General features: G+C 61.1%; 17 protein-coding genes, 1 tRNA gene and 1 pseudogene. 8 read left to right on the forward strand and 11 right to left on the reverse strand.

What is annotated here, in order from left to right; translation table 11 throughout:
- Positions 1-10 precede the first annotated feature (10 nt).
- Positions 11-1,618 carry an FAD-dependent monooxygenase gene (locus ACR9ZQ_RS07710; RefSeq protein WP_481427461.1) on the forward strand — a complete coding sequence of 536 codons (1,608 nt, stop codon included), beginning with the start codon at positions 11-13 and terminating at the stop codon, positions 1,616-1,618.
- 18 nt (positions 1,619-1,636) lie between these two features.
- Here ACR9ZQ_RS07710 and ACR9ZQ_RS07715 read toward each other — a convergent pair whose 3' ends face one another.
- Positions 1,637-2,320 carry a hypothetical protein gene (locus ACR9ZQ_RS07715; protein ID WP_310386167.1) on the reverse strand — a complete coding sequence of 228 codons (684 nt, stop codon included), beginning with the start codon at positions 2,318-2,320 and terminating at the stop codon, positions 1,637-1,639.
- A gap of 343 nt (positions 2,321-2,663) precedes the next feature.
- A complete protein-coding gene (locus ACR9ZQ_RS07720) occupies positions 2,664-2,810 on the reverse strand; it encodes a hypothetical protein (RefSeq protein WP_310385516.1) in 147 nt (48 codons plus the stop codon).
- Between the two features lie 659 nt (positions 2,811-3,469).
- Between ACR9ZQ_RS07720 and ACR9ZQ_RS07725 the strand changes: the two genes are divergently transcribed.
- Positions 3,470-4,792: a virulence-associated E family protein gene (locus tag ACR9ZQ_RS07725; RefSeq protein WP_481427462.1), complete on the forward strand. Its 1,323-nt coding sequence runs from the start codon at positions 3,470-3,472 to the stop codon at positions 4,790-4,792.
- A 647-nt stretch (positions 4,793-5,439) separates the two neighbouring features.
- On the opposite strand, the gene ACR9ZQ_RS07730 is transcribed toward ACR9ZQ_RS07725, so the two are convergent.
- Positions 5,440-6,258, reverse strand: a complete 819-nt coding sequence (locus ACR9ZQ_RS07730; RefSeq protein WP_439016151.1) for an alpha/beta fold hydrolase — start codon at positions 6,256-6,258, stop codon at positions 5,440-5,442.
- A 260-nt stretch (positions 6,259-6,518) separates the two neighbouring features.
- Between ACR9ZQ_RS07730 and ACR9ZQ_RS07735 the strand changes: the two genes are divergently transcribed.
- Positions 6,519-7,442, forward strand: coding sequence for a LysR family transcriptional regulator (locus ACR9ZQ_RS07735; protein WP_481427463.1), 924 nt, complete (start codon positions 6,519-6,521; stop codon positions 7,440-7,442).
- A 112-nt stretch (positions 7,443-7,554) separates the two neighbouring features.
- Here the strand turns inward: ACR9ZQ_RS07735 and ACR9ZQ_RS07740 are convergent, their stop codons facing one another.
- From ACR9ZQ_RS07740 to ACR9ZQ_RS07750, 3 genes are all read right to left on the reverse strand, one after another.
- Positions 7,555-7,818 (reverse strand): DUF982 domain-containing protein, encoded by a 264-nt coding sequence (locus ACR9ZQ_RS07740; RefSeq protein ID WP_481427464.1) that lies wholly within the window; start codon positions 7,816-7,818, stop codon positions 7,555-7,557.
- 124 nt (positions 7,819-7,942) lie between these two features.
- Complete coding sequence (gene leuS, locus ACR9ZQ_RS07745; RefSeq protein WP_481429282.1) at positions 7,943-10,468, reverse strand: leucine--tRNA ligase; 2,526 nt, start codon at positions 10,466-10,468, stop codon at positions 7,943-7,945.
- Positions 10,469-10,759: 291 nt separating this feature from the next.
- Positions 10,760-10,836 (reverse strand) — tRNA-Arg (locus ACR9ZQ_RS07750).
- A 173-nt stretch (positions 10,837-11,009) separates the two neighbouring features.
- Between ACR9ZQ_RS07750 and ACR9ZQ_RS07755 the strand changes: the two genes are divergently transcribed.
- Both ACR9ZQ_RS07755 and ACR9ZQ_RS07760 read left to right on the forward strand, forming a co-directional pair.
- Positions 11,010-11,489, forward strand: coding sequence for a hypothetical protein (locus ACR9ZQ_RS07755; protein WP_481427465.1), 480 nt, complete (start codon positions 11,010-11,012; stop codon positions 11,487-11,489).
- 2 nt (positions 11,490-11,491) lie between these two features.
- Positions 11,492-11,782 carry a hypothetical protein gene (locus ACR9ZQ_RS07760; protein ID WP_481427466.1) on the forward strand — a complete coding sequence of 97 codons (291 nt, stop codon included), beginning with the start codon at positions 11,492-11,494 and terminating at the stop codon, positions 11,780-11,782.
- A gap of 63 nt (positions 11,783-11,845) precedes the next feature.
- Here the strand turns inward: ACR9ZQ_RS07760 and ACR9ZQ_RS07765 are convergent.
- Together ACR9ZQ_RS07765 and ACR9ZQ_RS07770 are read right to left on the reverse strand one after the other, a co-directional pair.
- Positions 11,846-12,096: pseudogene (locus ACR9ZQ_RS07765) on the reverse strand (ATP-binding cassette domain-containing protein); the annotation flags it as partial.
- Entirely contained in the window at positions 12,090-12,695 is a 606-nt protein-coding gene (locus ACR9ZQ_RS07770) for a TetR/AcrR family transcriptional regulator (RefSeq protein ID WP_481427467.1), read from the reverse strand. The gene ACR9ZQ_RS07770 and the pseudogene ACR9ZQ_RS07765, both read right to left, overlap by 7 nt.
- Positions 12,696-12,746: 51 nt before the next feature.
- On the opposite strand from ACR9ZQ_RS07770, the gene ACR9ZQ_RS07775 reads away from it, so the two are divergent.
- Both ACR9ZQ_RS07775 and ACR9ZQ_RS07780 read left to right on the forward strand, forming a co-directional pair.
- Positions 12,747-13,196: a VOC family protein gene (locus ACR9ZQ_RS07775; RefSeq protein ID WP_310385497.1), complete on the forward strand. Its 450-nt coding sequence runs from the start codon at positions 12,747-12,749 to the stop codon at positions 13,194-13,196.
- Positions 13,193-13,576 carry a nuclear transport factor 2 family protein gene (locus tag ACR9ZQ_RS07780; RefSeq protein WP_310385494.1) on the forward strand — a complete coding sequence of 128 codons (384 nt, stop codon included), beginning with the start codon at positions 13,193-13,195 and terminating at the stop codon, positions 13,574-13,576. Before ACR9ZQ_RS07775 ends, ACR9ZQ_RS07780 begins: the two co-directional genes overlap by 4 nt.
- A gap of 302 nt (positions 13,577-13,878) precedes the next feature.
- Here ACR9ZQ_RS07780 and ACR9ZQ_RS07785 read toward each other — a convergent pair whose 3' ends face one another.
- From ACR9ZQ_RS07785 to xylF, 3 genes are all read right to left on the reverse strand, one after another.
- A complete protein-coding gene (locus ACR9ZQ_RS07785; protein WP_481427468.1) occupies positions 13,879-14,661 on the reverse strand; it encodes an ATP-binding cassette domain-containing protein in 783 nt (260 codons plus the stop codon).
- A 14-nt stretch (positions 14,662-14,675) separates the two neighbouring features.
- A complete protein-coding gene (locus tag ACR9ZQ_RS07790; RefSeq protein WP_439016143.1) occupies positions 14,676-15,986 on the reverse strand; it encodes a sugar ABC transporter permease in 1,311 nt (436 codons plus the stop codon).
- A 259-nt stretch (positions 15,987-16,245) separates the two neighbouring features.
- Complete coding sequence (xylF, locus tag ACR9ZQ_RS07795; protein ID WP_007815345.1) at positions 16,246-17,286, reverse strand: D-xylose ABC transporter substrate-binding protein; 1,041 nt, start codon at positions 17,284-17,286, stop codon at positions 16,246-16,248.
- Positions 17,287-17,513: 227 nt separating this feature from the next.
- On the opposite strand from xylF, the gene ACR9ZQ_RS07800 reads away from it, so the two are divergent.
- Positions 17,514-18,737 carry an ROK family transcriptional regulator gene (locus ACR9ZQ_RS07800; RefSeq protein ID WP_113322473.1) on the forward strand — a complete coding sequence of 408 codons (1,224 nt, stop codon included), beginning with the start codon at positions 17,514-17,516 and terminating at the stop codon, positions 18,735-18,737.
- Positions 18,738-18,800 lie beyond the last annotated feature (63 nt).

Consider the following 18,800-nt stretch of genomic DNA (forward strand, 5'->3'; position numbering starts at 1 on the left):
GGAGAAACGCATGAGCACGCATATCCCGGTTCTGATCGTCGGCGGCGGCCTGAACGGACTCACGGCCGCTGCACTCCTTGCCCATCAGGGTGTCGGCTGCATGGTGGTGGAGCGTCATGCCGGCACTTCGATCCAGTACAAGTTCACCGGCATCTCGCCGCGCAGCATGGAGATATTCCGCAGTCTCGGGCTGGAGACGGAAATCCGCGCCAAACGCACCGGCGACCAGCAGGGCGGCGGTATTGCACGGGCAAGAAACCTTGCCGATCCGGATATTCGATGGGGCGGTCCGGCATGGCACGATGCTAGCCCCTACAGTCCAACACAGCCCGCGACCTGCGACCAGCATGTGCTGGAACCGATCCTGCGCAATTACGCGGAGAGGACCGGCGCGGACATTCGCTTCAATACCGAGTTTTCATCCCTGGAGCAGGATTCCGCCGCGGTTCGTGCTGTCATCCGCAATCGCGAAACCGGGAAGGAGGAAACTGTTGTCGCCGACTATCTGATCGGCGCTGACGGCGCCAATGGCACGCTGCGCGAAAACCTCGGTATCGACTGGAAGGGGTCAGGCGTGTTGCAGCACTGGATGAGCATCATCTTCGACACGGACCTGTCTCCCGAGATCGGCGGCAGGCCGCTCACCTCCTGCTTCGTCAGCGATCTCAACGCCACCATCACGCCGCGTCCAGGCGGGCGTTGGCTGCTGGCGTTGCAATATTTTCCGGAAAGGGGCGAGCGACCGGAGGACTTCGACCGCGACCGTTGCCGGGAACTCGTCGAAAAAGCGGCCGGCCGATCCGGCGTCAAGGCGGAGTTGGTCGATGCGCGGTCCTGGGAGATGGCGGCGTTCGTTGCAGACCGTTTCTGTGCGGGCCGCTGCTTCCTGATCGGCGACGCTGCGCACCTCATGCCACCGACCGGCGCATTCGGGGGAAATTCGGGCATCCACGATGCGCACAACCTGGCCTGGAAGCTCGCGATGGTCGTTCGCGGCGAGGCGGATGCCAGCCTGCTCGACAGCTACGACGCGGAGCGCCGGCCGGTGATCGCCGCGACGCTGGCGCAGGCGCTCGCTCGTCTGCAGCAATGGTTCAAGGACCCTGCGGGGCGGTTGCCGCCTGCCGTCGCCATCGTAGATGACTACGATGTCGTGTTCGGACAGCGCGACGACACCGGCGCATTGGTGTTCGAGGCTGCCGCTCGCGACCGGTCGTTCGAACCGGTCGCGGAACTCGCCGGCGTTCCCGGCACCCGCGCGCCGCATCTCGTCATCGAGCGTGAAGGCGAAAGGCTCTCGACGCTGGATCTGTTCGGACGCGGTTTCGTGTTGCTGGCAAACGATGCGAACTGGCGCGCCGCGGCGGATCGCTTGCGCAAGGACGGCGGCATCCCGCTCGCTTGCCATGTCTTCGGCGCGCACGGCGATCTCGGCGACCCGGAAGGACGCTGGCCTCATGCTTATGGCGTGGGCGATGGCGGCGCCGTGCTGGTTCGCCCCGACGGCTTCGTTGCGTGGCGTGCGCCAAGCGCGGAGATCGACATCGAAGGCCGGCTTGTCCAAGTTCTGGATGGGATCGGTATGCGTGTCGACCACCTCGAGGGCGTGCGTCGATGACCTGCTGAACTCAATTGCTCAACGTCCGTCGTCGCCCAGCATGTGATCCGCCAGCCTGTAACAGTGGCTCGCCTGATAGGCGTTCCGGCCACGGTTCATGTGCGTCAGGTTGAATGCCCGGATAGCCTGCAACGCACGGGGTGTGGCGAGAAATTTGCCAATTGAGGAGAAGCCGCGGACCTTGACGCCGAAAATGTCCTCGCCCCTGGGAAAGACATAGCTGACGTGATCAGGCATCATGACACAGGACCCAAGGAAATCCTCGTCCACCTGGCCGTGATCGAGTGAGTGGTCGGTGGTGAAATCGGAAAGATGCACCAGGAAGAGAGCGCGGATGTCCTCATCATCAGCATAGAGCGAGAAGAGCTCCATCCAGCTCGCATTGACGCGAACGAGGGCTTTGCCCGGTGTCGACGGCAGACAGGAAACCGACCAGTAGTGCCGCTCGGTCCGGCGCGGGATCGGAATGCAGTCGCTCCCGTAGCGCCTGACAATGTCCAGAACCGCTTGTGCCTGCGGCCGGCGCAGCAGCTTCTCAAACCTGGGGACGTACTTGAGACGCAATTCCAGGGACTCCGAGCGCTCGTCGGCATCGTGCAGGATCGTCTCACCGTGCATCCAATCGCGCTGCTGCTCAAGGTCGAGGAACCGGCGCAGACCGGCGGTGTTTTGGCGGCGCCCCGCGCTCACGTCATGTACCATTGAAGCAATCCCAGGCTCCGCTTCTGGACAGCTCTTCACCTTGTCGCGGCGACAGAGCTTTACGAATGTTTCCCTCTAGCAGCATATATCCATCATTTGCTGCGGGAGAACTACGGCCCCTATGCCGAGACACTTGTCGGACCTGCCGCTCAAGCGAAGCCGCAGACAGCCAGAAGCGGGTGTGGAACCACTCTATCTCTTTGTTTTTACGCAATTCCAGACGCAACACCGCTATGCACTTTTGCTGGAATTGCTCTAACCAGACAGGGTTCGAAAACTGTGATCGACAGGCCGGTTTCCCGAACCCCTCGGTGGATCAGCTCTCAATGGAAATCAGCAGCTACTAATAGCCACCGATATTGCCGCGAACGGGACCCATCCCCAGTGGAGTTGCGTAGGTCGTGTTGTCGCCGCCGGTGCCGGTGGTCGCGCACCCTGAAAGGCTCAGAAGCGCGATCGTTACCGCGGCCAAAAGGTATTTTACAGGCATGACATTGTCCCCCTTATCAGTCACCGCGCAGGCCTTCAGGGCCAGAGCACGAGTATTCCCCAAACCATCGGCATCGGCAACTGCGGCGAGTACCTATTCGACGCGATTGCCTCAAGATATCGGGGCTTGGAGTAAGCCGGTTCACTCTCGGCCCGATGGGCCTCTTCGGAAGGCGTGGAACGAATTCATTTCCAAGCTGAGGCCCGCCCGGTGGCGGTCTTGAAGCCGTGGACGACGGCGTTTACCGCCTGACAATCGTTTTTGAACGTGCACCGGGACGGTCGAGCTATACCGGCGGATCGCGGCGCTAATTTTCAGCAGCATACCCCGGGTTGAAGCCGTGCGGGACTTCGCGACCGCTGTGGATGCCATTGTTCGATATCCTCGTTTCCGGCACGCGAGAGAGCGCGCTGACCGCTGATGAGGCGAGAAGGGGCCTGACTGGCCGGCTATACCGCGATCCACTTCGCCTTGGAGGCGTCGAACCCTGTCTCGCAGCGCGATTCTATCTGCCAACCGTTTTCCGAATAGGTCTGGCGACGTTCGAAACAGTCCACGTCGCCTTCTCTCCAGCGGGGGTCGAGCCACGGGTCGTGACCCGTCCTTCGGACCCCCGCTGGGGAGAAGGGAACGCCACTTCATCCTACGCGGAAAATCTCATGCCACATATGACCGCACACGAGCCGCCGCGCGACTGGCTCGCCATGCTCAAGACGAATGATAAGGGCAATCCCCGTCCGGGACTCACGCTCAATTGGACCGTGATGCTGGAACACCATCCCGACGCGCGTGGGATGCTTGCCCATGATGAATTCAGCGGCCAGACGATGTTGCTTGCCCGCCCGCCGTGGGATTTGCGCCAGGGCGACTGGAAGCCTCGTCCCGTCGGCAACAATGACCTTGCCGAAGCGGTGGAATGGCTGGAAGGGTTTGGCCTGACGCCGAAGGTTTTCAACATCAATCCCGTTATCGAAAAGGTCGCCAGCCGGCATCCCTATCACCCGGTGAAAGGCTGGCTCACGTCGCTGCCGGCATGGGATGGAACGAGGCGTGTCGATACGTTCCTGACCTGTTATCTCGGCGCCGAGGACACGCGCCTGAACCGCGCTTTCGCGCGTAAATGGCTCTCAGCGCTGGCCAGACGCGTGTTTCAGCCAGGGTGCCAGTTCGACCACGTGCTGACCCTGCAGGGCAGGCAAGGCCTCGGAAAATCATCCTTCGGCCGGGCTCTCGTTCCGATCGAGGAATGGGTGACCGACGGCGTCACGGTGGGCGATGGCGCGCGCGAAGTGATCGAGAACACGCGCGGGCGCTGGCTTGTCGAGCTTGCGGAGCTTGCCGGCAGGTCGAACCGGGAGATCGAGGCGATCAGGAAGTTCATCACGGTTCGCACGGATACCGCGCGCGGGGCGTATAAGCAGAGGGTCGACGACGTGCCGCGCCAGTTCGTGTTCTACGCCACGACGAACGCCGACGAGTTCCTGACGGATACGACGGGCAATCGCCGCTGGTGGCCGGTCAAGCCCACCGCGATCGATATCGCGGCAATCCGGGCCGATCGCGCGCAGGTCTGGGCCGAAGTCATGACGATCTACGAGCGCGAGCCGCTGTGGCTGGATGACCCGGCATTGCGGGCCGATCTTGAAGCCCTGCACCAGGGCGTGACGGATTTCGGCCCCATCTTCGAGATCATCCGCGACCTGATCCCCGATGGCGACATGATGGTGCCTTGCGCCGACATGCGCAAGCTTTTGACGGGCGGAAGCGAGGATGCCAGCCGGTTGCCGGCAGGCTGGCGCGCCAATCTGCAGAGGGCGCTTGTCGGGCTGGGGTTCGAACCTCAGGCGGTGGTTTCCAATCGCGGGCGGGAAGCTGTGCGTGTCTATGTTCGCGGCGATGTGAGCAGCAGGCACTGGGCGAGATGGGTGGATGGACGGATTGAATTCGAGCACGGCCGGCGAGGGCGGGAACGGGTCTTCTAAAGTGTGCGAGCGTAACGCCTCGCAGACGCTGGCCTTCCGGCGGCTCTGTCGTGCCGGCCGACCTTCAGACTTGCTTACGGCGCTTACGATTGCACACATAAACTTCGTAAGCGCGTTTCTCCAATAGTTTCAATGATTTATTGCTTCGCTTACGGACTTACGGGGATAATTGCGAAACACAGGTGCGGAGACAGACCGGTATTCCAGGACTGTCGGCTGTCCGCATGAGAGTTGGAGACATGCCGAAATTTCGTAAGTTCGTAAGCGTAATTGTTAAGATACTGATTTTGCTTTGGGATCTTGCTTACGAAACTTGCGGGTGAATGGAAGCGCTTACGAAATTCAGGCGTCAAGCCGCCGTTGTCGCAAAAGCGAAGGTTCAGTGAAGTACGGCGATAGCGGTAATCCCGGCCTCGTCTGCAGCGCGAATAATCGCCGCTCTCAATTCCCAAGGGACAGCGTTGCCGTGCACGACATCAAGACAGATCTTGATCGCCGCAAGAAATTCCTCCTCGCAGTGGCGGTGCCGCCTGCGCCTGGGCCGGAAAGCACGCTGGCCTGTCGATGGCGACAGGTGTCGCCCGGTACTGCCGGGTGACAGATCGTCCGGCCGACGTTGGGTGACGGCCGCGGTCCGGTCGATGTCGTCAAGACCTGATGAACGAGAGCAGGTCGGGGTTGAGGACATCCGCATGTGTGGTCAGCATGCCATGGGGGTAGCCCGGATAGGTCTTCAGCGACCCGTTCTTGAGCAGGTCGACCGCACGCGGCACGGAACTTGCGAAGGGGACGACTTGATCGGCCTCGCCATGCATCACCAGCACCGGCACGGTGATCTTCTTGAGGTCTTCGGTATAATCTTCCAGCCAAGAGTCGACAGTCGCGTAGTGAGCCAGGGCACCACCGGCCATGCCCTGGCGCCACCAGTTCGCAATGATCGCCTCCGAAGGCTCGGCCCCGTCGAGGTTGTAACCGTAGAACGGGTTCTCAGGGACGAACCGGAAGAACTGCGACCGGTTGCCCAGCACGCCCGCGCGGATTGCCTCGAACCACTCCGGCGGCTGACCGGACGGGTTGTCCTCGCTCCGGTACATGTTCGGCGTCAGGGAAGCGACCAGTACCGCCTTTGCGACCCGCTCCGGGTGGCGGGCGACATAGCGAGCTACCTCACCGCCACCCGTGGAGTGGCCGATGTGGATCGCGTCGCGCAGGTTGAGGTGCTCGGTCAGGGCCGCGAGGTCAGCAACCCAGTGGTCCATGTCGTTGCCGGTGCCGGGCTGGTCGGACCGGCCGTGGCCGCGCCGGTCGTGGGCGATCACCCGGTAGCCGTGGTGAAGGAAGAAGGTCATCTGGGCGTCCCAGTCGTCCGCCGACAGCGGCCAGCCGTGGCTGAAAACGATTGGCTGGCCTGAGCCCCAGTCCTTGTAGAAGATGTTTATGCCGTCCGTGGTCGTAATTGTAGGCATCGAGTCTCTCCATCTGCGCTGTTAAACATTCCTTTGAAGGTCAAAATAATCAATTAGAGCCATTCATCCACGCGCTACTGCAATAATAAACGCAAGATTGCCACGCATGCCTCATCTTTCTTTTCGACGCGCAGGCGAAATACTCCGGTGAGGCGCGTTCGATTATATCCCGAAATTGCGACGTTAATTAAATCCCCCTTCTATCGAAGACAAATACCTTGTACGTTCGAGCTATGCCTTAAAGGTATAGCGAGGACCCGATGGAACTGAGGCATTTGCGCTATTTTGTTGCTGTTGCGGAGGAGGGAAGCTTACTGACCGCAGCAGAGCGGCGGCTTCACACGTCCCAGCCCTCACTCAGCAGGCAAATTCGCGATCTGGAAACCGAAGTCGGTGTAAAGCTGCTGGAACGGCAGTCGCGCGGCGTGACGCTCACCGCCGCCGGTAAAGTGTTTCTTGATCACGCGCGGCTGGCCTTATTGCAAGTCGAGGCGGCTGCGGAAGGGGCCCGGCGGGCAGAACGGCCGGAAAAGCAGTCGTTCACTATCGGTTTTCTCGCAGGGCAAGAGGTCGTGTGGCTACCCCATGCATTGCGTATTATTCGTGAGGAAGCGCCGGAGGTTGAAATCGTATTGTCCAGTCAGTCTTCCCCGGACCTTGCTCTGGCATTGATGCGAGGCAAGCTGGACGTCGCTTTCCTTCGCCCCGAGACGCAGAGTGTTGGTGTGTCCTTCAAGTTTTTAGCCAAGGAGCCACTGATCGCCGTGCTGCCGGCGGACCATCGCTTGACGTCGCGCAAAAAGATCCGGCCGCAGGACCTTGCCCGCGAAACTTACGTCAGTTCGGCTAGAATTTCTCCCGTATTGCAATCCGTGATCCAAGATTACGCGTCGGACGTTGGGATCACACTCAAGGCAGAGTACGAAGGCGAAGGCCTACCATCAGCAATGTCGCTCGTCGTGTCTACAGGTGGAATAACGCTTATTCCGCTTTATGCGCAAAATATGCTGACGCCAAATGTCGTTGCTAGAGCACTTGAGGGTGTGCCTCCAACAATTGATCTCACCTTAGGATACAACGATTCAAATTCCTCACCCTTGCTCCGCCGATTTTTGTCTCGTTCAGATGAATTAGTCGCCAATGTCCAAAATCAGAGCATCATCCGCTATGCTGAAGTTCCATAGTAGGGACCCCTTTACCTCCTGGGCGGTCTGATGGATCGGCCGGCAAAGGGGCGGTTTCCCGCTCCGTGGCTTCCGCACGCGCCGCATTCTATCTGGTCAAGAAACGGCCGGCTCAGTGCAATATGGCGATGGCGGTAATCCCGGCCTCGTCTGCGGCGCGAATAATCGCGGCTCGTAGCTCCTCGGGCTCAGCGTTGCCCTTCACGACATCGATACAGATCTTGATCGCCGCAAGAAATTCCTCCCCGTCATCGCAGGGGAATTCCTTCATGAGCGCGTTGGCGGCTCCGATAGCCGTGCGGACGGACAGGAGCCTATCCGGATCATGAAACATCAGGATCACGGGATCGAATTCGATTGGGGTGTCCCATTCCACTACACAATACTCCCGATGGGATGGCGTAGTGTTAACGAAGCAAGAGGCGTGCCAGGGGCGGTCGGGGGATGGCAACGCTCGGCCGTGGCCGACAGTCTCGGCCACGTTCCAGAGCGGCTCCATGCTATGGAGCAAGCACGAAGTTCACCAGCCGTCCAGGCACAACGATTTCCTTCAGCACCGCCTTCCCCGTCAACCTCGACCGAACGTCAGGCTCCTGCGCAGCCAGTCTGACGAGTTCATCAGCGGCGAGCGTCGAGGGAGCCTGAATCCTGCCACGCAGTTTGCCGTTCACCTGAACGATAAATTCGCGGATATCATCGTCGGCGAGGGTGGGGTCGTATGTCGGCCAGGGTTCATGCGACAGACTTTCCGGATGCCCCAGCATTTTCCAGAGTTCCTCGGCAATGTGCGGCGCGAACGGTGCCAGCAGCAGAACGAAGGATTCGACCGCCGACCGTGGCTTGATGTCCAGTCCCGTCAATGCGTTTGACAGCTCCATCAGTTTAGAAATCGCCGTGTTGAAACGCAGGCCATCGATGTCGTTGCCGACAGCCTTGATCGTCTTATGAAGAACGCGCGCGATCTCCGGGGACGGCTTCGCATCGATAATTTTGCTCGACAACATGCCATCCTCTCCAATTGCGATCCGCCATACGCGATGGAGGAAGCGGCTGACCCCGGCCACGCCGGACATTTGCCACGGCTTGGCAACGTCCAATGGCCCCATGAAGAGTTCATACAGACGCATGGCGTCTGCGCCGTATTGTTCGACCACCTCGTCAGGATTGACGACATTGAACTTCGACTTCGACATCTTCTCGACCTGGCGCTCGACCTCGATTTCTCCGACATGCCAGCGACCGTCGCGTTCGGCCGCGTCCTCGGGTCGATAATACCTCCCGGTCGCATCCTTGTAGCTGAAGGCCAGGATCATTCCCTGGTTGAACAGCTTGCTGAACGGTTCTTTGGACGTCACGACGCCGATGTCGAACAGGACTTTGTGCCAGAAGCGCGCGTACAGCAGATGCAGCACCGCATGCTCGGCTCCTCCCACGTAGAGATCGACGGGCAGCCAGTATTTCTCCTTCTCGGGATCGATCGGCGCGGTCACATTCCAGGGATCGGCAAAACGCAGGTAATACCAGCACGATCCCGCCCATTGTGGCATCGTGTTGGTTTCCCGCAGAGCTTCCATGCCGGACTTCGGATCGACCGTCCGAACCCAATCGCCCGCCCGTGCCAGCGGCGGCTCCCCGTCCGGCGTTGGCCTGTACTCGTCCAGTTCAGGAGGCAGCAGTGGCAGGGCGTCCTCCGGCAGGGGCACGATACTGCCGTCGGCGGCATGCAGGATAGGAAAGGGTTCTCCCCAGTATCTCTGCCGCGAGAACAGCCAGTCGCGCAGCTTGTACTCGACGCGCCCGAGACCAACGCCTTGCTCGGTCATCCATGAGATCGCTGCCGTTCTCGCCGTTTTCGTCTCCATGCCATCCATGAAACCGGAGTTGACCATCAAGCCTTCCCCAGTCCGCGCAGCGGGCGGCACATCGCTGGAGGGGGAGCCAAATGCCGACACGACTTCGACGATCGGCAGCCCGAACTCCTGCGCGAAATCGCGGTCGCGGTCGTCATGGGCGGGAACGGCCATGATTGCTCCGGTGCCGTAGCTCATCAGTACGTAGTCAGCGACCCATACCGGAATCCGCGAACCATTCGCCGGGTTGATCGCATAGGCTCCGGTGAATACTCCGCTTTTCGACTGGACTTGCGACTTCTCTATCGCGCTCATTGCCGCCGCGCGGGCGCGGTAGGCGTCGACCTCTCCGCGTTGGCCGACGGAAGTGATGGCATCGATAGCAGGGTGCTCGGGGGACAGGACCAAGAAGGTAGCGCCGAAGATCGTTTCCGGACGCGTGGTGTAAACTGTCAGGGAACTCTCGCTACCCTCGACGTTGAAAGTCACTTCAGCGCCTTCCGATCTGCCAATCCAGTTGCGCTGCATCGCCTTGATGCCTTCCGGCCAGTCCAGCTCGTCCAGATCCGCGAGCAGGCGGTCGGCATAAGCGGTGATTTTCAGCATCCACTGACGCATCGTGCGACGTTCCACCGGGTCTCCGGTTTCCACGTAGCGGCCGTCCTTCACTTCCTCGTTGGCGAGGACCGTACCTTGTGCCGGGCACCAGTTGACGGCAACTTCCGCCTGGTAGGCCAAGCCGGCCTTGTACATTTGCAGGAAGATCCATTGCGTCCATCGTACGAACTCGGGATCGGTGGTCGAAATCTCCCGACTCCAATCGTAGGAAAAGCCCAGGCGCCGGACCTGCTTCCTGAAATTCGAGATGTTGCTCCGCGTGGTGATCGCCGGATGGATGCCTGTCCGCACGGCGTATCGCTCGGCGGGCAGCCCGTAGGCATCCCACCCGATGGGATGCAGGACATTGAAGCCCATCATTCGCTTGTACCGAGCCACGACGTCGGTCGCGGTATAGCCTTCCGGATGACCTACATGCAGGCCGTCGCCGGACGGATAGGGAAACATGTCCAGGACATAATATTTCGGACGGCTTTGGTCGTCCTCGGTCCTGAATGTCTGGTTTTCCTCCCAGTATCGTTGCCATCGCGGCTCGATCGTCTTGGGGTCATATGGCATTTGCGACTTCCCTTCTGTCTCGAAATTCCGACCGAAGAGGAATGGCAACAAAAAACCCGCCTCTTCGGCGGGTTGCTGCATCTTTGAAACGCAAGCGCGTGCTAACCCACCATCGGAATGATGGCGAGTAGGAGCTTTGAATTGGTGCGCGCGGTGTTCATGCCTTTTTTGATGCCACGGAACCGCTTTCCTGTCCAGACGCCGGCGCGGTCAGTTTGACAATGTGCCAAGGGACTATGTCGAGCGCGTTCCTCACGAGCTCTAGGTCTTCGGTATGGACAATTTGAAAAATGGCGCACCCGACAGGATTCGAACCTGTGACCTTTGGAATCGGAATCCAACACTCTATCCAGCTGAGCTACGGGTGCATGCCTGACGATGTGACTCGTCGTCCGATGTCGTGGTTCTTAGCCTAGCTTTGGGTTTGCTTCAATCGCCAAGTTCGCGGAAATTCGGCTCGTTGCGATTATCCGGGATTTTCAAGGCGATGGGGCGCCGGTAAAAGCTCCCTTGGATGGTTTGGTTTTCATCGGGGGATGAGGTGGGCGAGACTGTTTTCGATCTGACGCGGCGGGCGCGGTTTGCAGGGCTCTCGGGCAATTTTTCGTTGGGGCACGAGATCCTCGATGGTGCTGCCAAACAAGCCGGTGAGGATGCCTGGGTGCGGGCTTCGGTTGCGATCGAGCGGGGGCGGCTCTTCAACAGTGCCGGCTTGCCTGCCGAGGCGGCGCCGTTCTTTGCCGAGGCCTTCGAACTGGCGCAGAGGGTGGGGGACCATAATCTGGCTGTCGATGCGGTGCATATGCTGGCGATCGCGTCGGATGTCGAGGCGGCCGAGCAATGGGTGGCGGTGGCGCTCGATTATATCGAGGCGCATGGCGCAAGCCCGCAGTGGCGGGGCATGCTGCATCACAATCTCGGCTGGACCTATTTCGAGGCGGGGGGCGCTTCGAGGATGCGCTCGGCGCGTTCCGGCGGGATGAGGCGATCCGGGAGGCTTCCGGCAATGCGCAGACGCTGAAGGTGGCGCGTTATGCGGTCGTGCGCACACTCAGGGCGCTGTCGCGGGTGGATGAGGCGATTGCGCTCGGGGAGAAGGTCGTGGCGCTTGCGGATGCGGCCAATGACGCGGCGCCTTATGTCTATGAAGAGCTTACCGAGTGTTATGCGATGAAGGGCGAGATGGATGATGCGCAGCGCTTTGCGACGCGGGCGCATGCGATCCTCTCGGAGAATGCGTCTTTCGTGATGGATGAGCCGGTCAGGCTGGCGCGGCTTGCGGAACTTGCCGCGGGTGCAGCGGCCGCAGGCTGAGCTAAAATGAAAACCCCGCCGGCCCTTTCGGGCGGTGGAGTTTTGCTGTCGAGCTATCGGCGATCAGAGCTGCATGGCGCCGGAGCCGGGCATGGCTTTCGGCGGCACCTTACAGAGGATGATCATGCAGAGAGCTTCGTCCTTGGCGCCGTTTCCTGCGGACCAAGGGCTGCCGTCGGCTCGTCCATGATCAGGATGCGGGCGTTGAACAGGATGGCGCGGGCAATGGCGACGGACTGGCGCTGGCCGCCTGACAGTGCCTTGACCGGCTCCTTGAAGCGCTTGAAGTTCGGGTTCAGGCGGCCCATCACTTCGTCCCCGACGGTGCAACGGCCCGCAACGCGGTCCTGACGATCGCATCGCCGAACTCCGGCGAGACCTGGCGATGGCCGACCAGCAGCCGGAAGAAGACCGGTCCGTAGATCATGTCGAGCAGCGCCTCCATATCAAGCGGCGAAACGATCTCTCCCCGAGCCAGAGCCTCCTCCAGGATGACGCGACCCGCGTTGCGACTCGACAGGATCACCTGATTGCGGAAGGCCTTGGTGAATTCGCTTTCCGGATCGGCGGCCGCCAGTGCCATGGTGATCTGCCGCCCGCGCGTGCTCGCAAAGGCAGTCACCAGTCCGCTCATCTGCGCGCCGAGAGCCGCCTGCGCCGTGCCCCCTCCGACCTCCGCTTCCGGCAGCCGGTTGACCAGAAGGGCGGCCATCGCCAGTTCCTGCGCGTTGGCCCAGGAGCGGTAGATCGTCGGCTTGCCGACACCGGACCGCGCCGCCACGGCTTCGATCGTCATGCGGCCAAAACCTTCGGCCATCAGGATTTCATGGGCGGCCTCCAAGGCACGCCTCTGCGCGGCAGCGCTTGGCGGCCGCCCTCGTTTCTTCGGTGTTGCGTTATTCTCTTGACTCATATCTTTACGATACGTAACGTTAATATAAGAACCAGTCAAGGAGGATCATCCATGCCGAGTTTTGCCCGAAAAGTGAGCTCCTACTTCATCGTCAAGGATGCGGCGCGGGCCATCGACTTCTACAAGGAGGCTTTCGGCGCCACGGAAGTCTTCCGCATGACCGATCCTTCGGACGGGCGGATCGGCCATGCCGAGCTGCGTTTCGGAGAGACGCTGATGATGTTGGCAGACGAGTATCCGGACTTCGGCGCCCTGTCTCCCGATACCGTCGGAGGCTCGCCGGTAACCTTCCACATGGACACGGTGTCGACCGACGCAGCACTGGCGCAGGCGCTGTCGGCCGGGGCGACGATGTTGCGCCCGGCGACCGACCAGAGTTTTGGCGAGCGGGTGGCGCAGGTGCTTGATCCCTTCGGTCATCGCTGGATGCTGTCGCAAACCATCGAGCAGGTCACGCCTGAGGAGATGCAGCGCCGCTGGAACGAGGACATGTCGGCGTGAGCGCTGCAGCCCTTGAAGCGCTCGAGGAGGCTGAGCGCGCCTTCAACGCGGCGATGGTTTCCAACGATCCCGTCAAGATCGCCGCCTGGATCACGAAGGACTGGGTGCTGGTGACGCCTGAGCGTGGCCCAATCCCTGCACAGGCTATTCTTTCGGCGATCGGATCCGGTGTCCTGAGCCATGACACGATGACCAAGACGACGCATCACGTCCATCTGCTCGGCAATGTCGCCACGGTTACCGGTCGCGGGCAGAACACGGGCATGTTCCGTGGCGAACCGATATCAGCCGACGAATGGATCACCGACGTCTATCACCGGGAGGGCAACAGGTGGCGATGCGTACTGACCCACCTCTCCCCTGCCAGGAGCGGTGCCTAGCGTCCCCTGCGGCGGATGCCGCCACGCCTGTCTCACTGATCCACGAAGAGGTCATGCGCGACGCCCGCAGCCCCTTCTGAGAGCCACGTAATCCGGTCACTCCAGCGCGCCCTATGCGCGGTGTGAATCGCCTGTCCGATGCGTGGTTCTTAGCTTGCGGCTGGCTTCAATCGCGAAATTTTCAGAATTACCGACGCTTGCAGTTTGGAGGGTATTTTTACCCGTCAGCCCGGAGAATGCATATAAAAACTCCGCCAGCCCCAGGGGGCGGCGGAGTTTCCGCATCGGATATTACAGGACAATCAGACCTGCATGGCGCCGGGGCCGGGGATGGCCTTGGGGGGCACCTTGCCGAGGATGATCATGCCGAGGACTTCGTCCTTGGTGACATCCTCGGTGCGGGCGTGGCCGACGACCTGGCCGTTCTTCATGACAGAGACACGGTCCGCGAGGTCGAAGACGTCGTGGATGTCGTGGCTGATGAGGAAGATGCCGATGCCTTCCTTCTTCAGCTGCTTGATGAGCTCGCCCACCTGCGCCGTTTCCTGAGGACCAAGGGCTGCCGTCGGCTCGTCCATGATCAGGATGCGGGCGTTGAAGAGGATGGCGCGGGCAATGGCGACCGACTGGCGCTGGCCGCCTGACAATGCCTTGACCGGCTCCTTGAAGCGCTTGAAGTTGGGGTTCAGGCGACCCATCACCTCGCGGGCGGAATGTTCCATCGCGACGTCGTCGAGCGTGCCCCAGCGGGTCTTCAGCTCGCGGCCGAGATAGAGATTGGCGGCGGCGTCGACATTATCGGCGACGGCGAGCGTCTGGTAGATCGTCTCGATGCCGAACTTCTTGGCATCGCGCGGATTGCGGATGTCGGCCGGTTCGCCGTTGATCAGGATTTCACCCGAGTTGCGCTTGTAGGCGCCGGAGAGGATCTTGATCAGCGTCGACTTGCCGGCGCCGTTATGGCCGAGAAGGGCCACGACTTCACCGGGATAGAGATCGACCGAGGCATTGTCGACCGCGTGGATACCGCCGAAGGAGATCGAGATATTCTTCAGTTCGACAAGGGGAGTGCGTTGTTCAGCCATGGTTCGTACTCCTCTTACTTCGCACGGGAGCGATAGACAGTGTCTAGCCAGACGGCAATGACGAGCACCGCGCCGACGACGACGTTCTGGATGGGCGTATCGACATTTGCGAGACCCATGCCTGACTGGAGCGACTGCATGACGAGCGCGCCGAGCATGGCGCCGGCAATCGTGCCGGTACCGCCTGCGAGCGACGTGCCGCCGATGACGGCTGCTGCGATCGTATAGAGCTCGTAGGTCGTGCCCTGCGAATTGGCGGCGGCGTTGAGGCGCGCCGTCGAGATGGCGGCGGCCACCGCTGCGAGGAAGCCCATCAGCGCGAAGATGCGCACCGTGACCCAGCGGGTCTTGATGCCGGCAAGTTCTGCCGCTTCCGGGTTGCCGCCGATCGCGAAGACATAGCGGCCGAAGCGCAGGCGCGTGGCGATGAAGGTCATGACGATGCCGACGAGGATGGCGATCAGCACCGGCACGGCAATGCCGTAGGGGATCATCAGGCCGGTTTCCGGCATGGTGATGTTATTGGCTTCGGCATAGCGCTTGGCGATGGCCGGCGGCCAGTAATAGATCGTGGAGACCCAGATCGCGCCGAGCACCATGGCACAGCCGAGCACGCCGAGGACATATTCGGCCCAGAGCGGACGGCGCGGGAAGTTGAAGCGCCGGCGCTGGTGACGCGAGCCGATGATGGAAATGACGATCAGCACGCAGGCAGCCGCACCGATGATCCAGCTCCAGGTGGCACCGATTGCGCCTTCGGCGCCGCCGCCCATGATGCGGAAGGTGGTGTCGAGGGGGGCGACCGTCTGGCCGCTCGTGACATACCAGGCAAGGCCGCGCCAGGCGAGGAAGCCGCCGAGGGTGACGATGAAGGACGGCACGCCCATGAAGGCGATGATGACGCCCTGGAACAGGCCGATAGCCGAGCCGACGATGAGGCCGCAGATCAGCGTGATGACCCAGGTGAAGGAATTGTCGAAGCCCAGATATTGCGGCAGGAACTTCGCCTGGACCACGCCCATGATCATGGCGACGAAGCCAAGGATCGAGCCGATCGACAGGTCGATGTTTCTGGTGACGATGACCAGCACCATGCCGGTCGCCAGAACCGCGATTTCGGTCGTCTGGACGGAGAGGTTCCAGAGGTTTCTGGGCGTGAGGAACAGGCCGCCGGTATAGAAGTGGAAGCCGACCCAGATGACCAGCAATGCGCCGATCATGCCGAGAAGGCGGGTGTCTATTTCCGTTGCTCTTAGGAAGCGCGTGAAGGGGCCTTCAACTGCCGTGCGCGGGCCGGAGGAGGTCGATTGGGTGATGTCTGCCATGGGTTTGCCGTTTCCCCCATTTGTTTGGGCGCAGGCCTGCTCCTGATAGGAATAGCTGGCCGATGACCGCCCTGTTCTAGATGTGACCACCGGGACGCTTCCGAAAATAGCCGATCACAACGGCACTATTCTGGCAGGGAATCAAAGCATCCGCGATGTGCGCGAGAACGGAGAAGCACCACTGAGCGGGCTTCATCCGCATCCGGCGCCGCAGCGGAGGGCCGCTGCGGCGCCGGTATTTCAGATCGTCAGGCGAGGATTAGTCGCAAGCCTTGACGGAGCCGGCCTTGACGCCCTGGCAAGCTTCAGCCTTGGAAATCCAGCCGGCGTCGATGACGACGTTCAGGTTGTCCTTGGTGATGGCGAGCGGAGTCAGGAAGATCGACTGCATCTTCACCTTCTTCGGGCCGCCTTCGAAGGTCTGAACACCTGCAACCTTGTCGAGGGCCGTGCCGCCGGCGAGATCGAGAGCGACTTCGGCAGCGCGCTTGCCGAGTTCGCGGCTGTCCTTCCAGACGGAAACCGTCTGCGTGCCGAGAGCGATGCGGTTGAGAGCAGCCTTGTCGGCGTCCTGGCCGGAAACCGGAACGGTGCCGGCGAGACCCTGTGCGTCGAGAGCGGCGACGGCGCCACCGGCCGTACCGTCGTTGGAAGCAACGACAGCGTCAACCTTGTTGTTGTTGGCGGTCAGGAACTGCTCCATGTTGCGCTGAGCGTTCTGCGGCAGCCAGCCGTCGGTATAGGCTTCGCCGACATTCTTGATCTTGCCGGCGTCGATTGCAGCCTTCAGGACTTCCTGCTGACCTGCGAAGAGGAAGTCAGCGTTCGGGTCGGAAGACGAGCCCTTGATGAAGACGTAGTTGCCTTCCGGCTTTGCCTTGAAGACGCCCTGAGCCTGCAGGCGGCCGACTTCCTTGTTGTCGAAGGTGATGTAGAAGGCAGACGGATTTTCGATCAGGCGGTCGTAACCGACGACCGGGATACCTTCGCTGGCGGCCTTTTCAACAGCCGGGCCGATTGCGTCGGAGTCCTGAGCGAGAATGATGAGTGCGTTTGCGCCCTGCGAGATCAGCGACTCGACGTCGGTGAGCTGCTTTGCAGCCGAAGACTGTGCGTCAGCGGAAATGTACTTTGCGCCCTTGGCTTCCAGAGCCTTTTTGATAGCGGCTTCGTCGGTCTTCCAGCGCTCTTCCTGGAAGTTCGACCAGGAAACGCCAACGACGAGGTCTGCAGCCATGGCAGCCGACTGCAGCGAAACGAGAATGGCAGCACCCGCCATCAGCTTATAAATAGACTTCATAATGTCCTCCCGAGTGAATTGCAGCCGGCCCAGCATCAGCCTCCTCCGGCCACCGCGAAAGCCTGTCCAGAAAGGTTCGGATTTTTTTCTCGACAGTCGAGAAATTTAGTGTCAGAGATTTTTTCAACTGTCAACACCGCACTACCGGCTTAATTTCCTTTGACTGGAGGGGCTGGAGATGCTGTGGCAAGTGAAGGGCGGAACGAACGGGGAAGAGGCGGCGATAGATGCTGACCAAGTCGAGCACGGAGCTCGTACGGCAGAGAAACAGCGTGCTTGTGCTCGCCACTCTCCGCCGCCACGGGCCACTTGCTCACACTGAAATATCCGATTTCACGCGGCTTTCGTCCGCCACCGTTTCTGCGATCACGGCCGATCTCGAAAAGGCGCAGGTGATCGAAAAATCCGAGCACCAGGCAGCGAGCGGGCGAGGGCGCCCGCGCGTGCTTTTGCGCCAGCGCCGCGACTGCGGCTATCTGATCGTCGTCATCATCTCCTCGGATGCCGTGCAATATTCGCTCGTCGATTACTCGGGCAAGCTGATCGACCGCTTCAGCGAGGAAAGGTCGCATGATCCTGATGGGGCTGGCCGCTTCGTGAACGGGGTGCGGGCTGGGCTAGAGCGTATCCTGTCGCGCTCGCGGATCGAACGGGAGAAGGTGCTGCTCATTTCGATCAGCAGCAAGGGGCTGGTCAACTCCTCCGAACCGGTTCTCGTCTGGTCGCCGATCTTCGGCAGCGACCAGATCGATTTCGAACTGGCGCTCAAACCGGAATGGAAGGCGAAGGTCATTCTCGACAACGAGACGCTGCTGGTCGCCGCCGCTCTCGGCGCGCGTGAGGAGAATGTCAAAGGTGCGGATTTCCGCTCGCTGGCCGCCCTTTCGCTCGGCCACAGCATCGGGCTTGGAATCGTGCGACGGACGACCCATGGCGGGCATGAAGTCTCCGCGCCCAATTTCGGGCATATGCTGCATATGGCCAATGGCGGGCTTTGCCGGTGCGGCACGCGCGGCTGCATCGAGGCCTATGCCGGTTTCTACGCGATCCTGCGCACTGCCTTCGAAGTGCCGCTCGATACGATCCCGGCAAAGTTCGTGCCAGTGGCCGAGCTCGACAAGATCGCGGCGCGGGCCCGGCAGGGCCATCGTATCTCGGGCTTTGCCTTCCGACAGGCGGGGCTCGCGCTCGGTAACGGTTTATCACGTATGCTGAGCCTGACGGAGCGCATGCCGATCGCGATCACCGGACCCGGCACGCGCTATTACGATCTGCTGCGGCAGGGGATCGAGGAGGGGCTCGGCCAATCCCATATGGTGCGCATGGAGGGCATGCCGGAACTCAGGGTCGTCGCGGACGAACAGATTCTCGTCTTCGAAGGACATCTGAACCGGGCGCTGGCAGTCATCGATGAAGATATCGTCGTGGCCGGTCTCCAGGGAACGGATTGAAACGCAGGATACTGCTTAAACGAGAAATGGCCGGGCAAGAGCCCGGCCATCTCATTATGGCGA

Source organism: Rhizobium sp. KNZ14-9A (assembly GCF_056755015.1).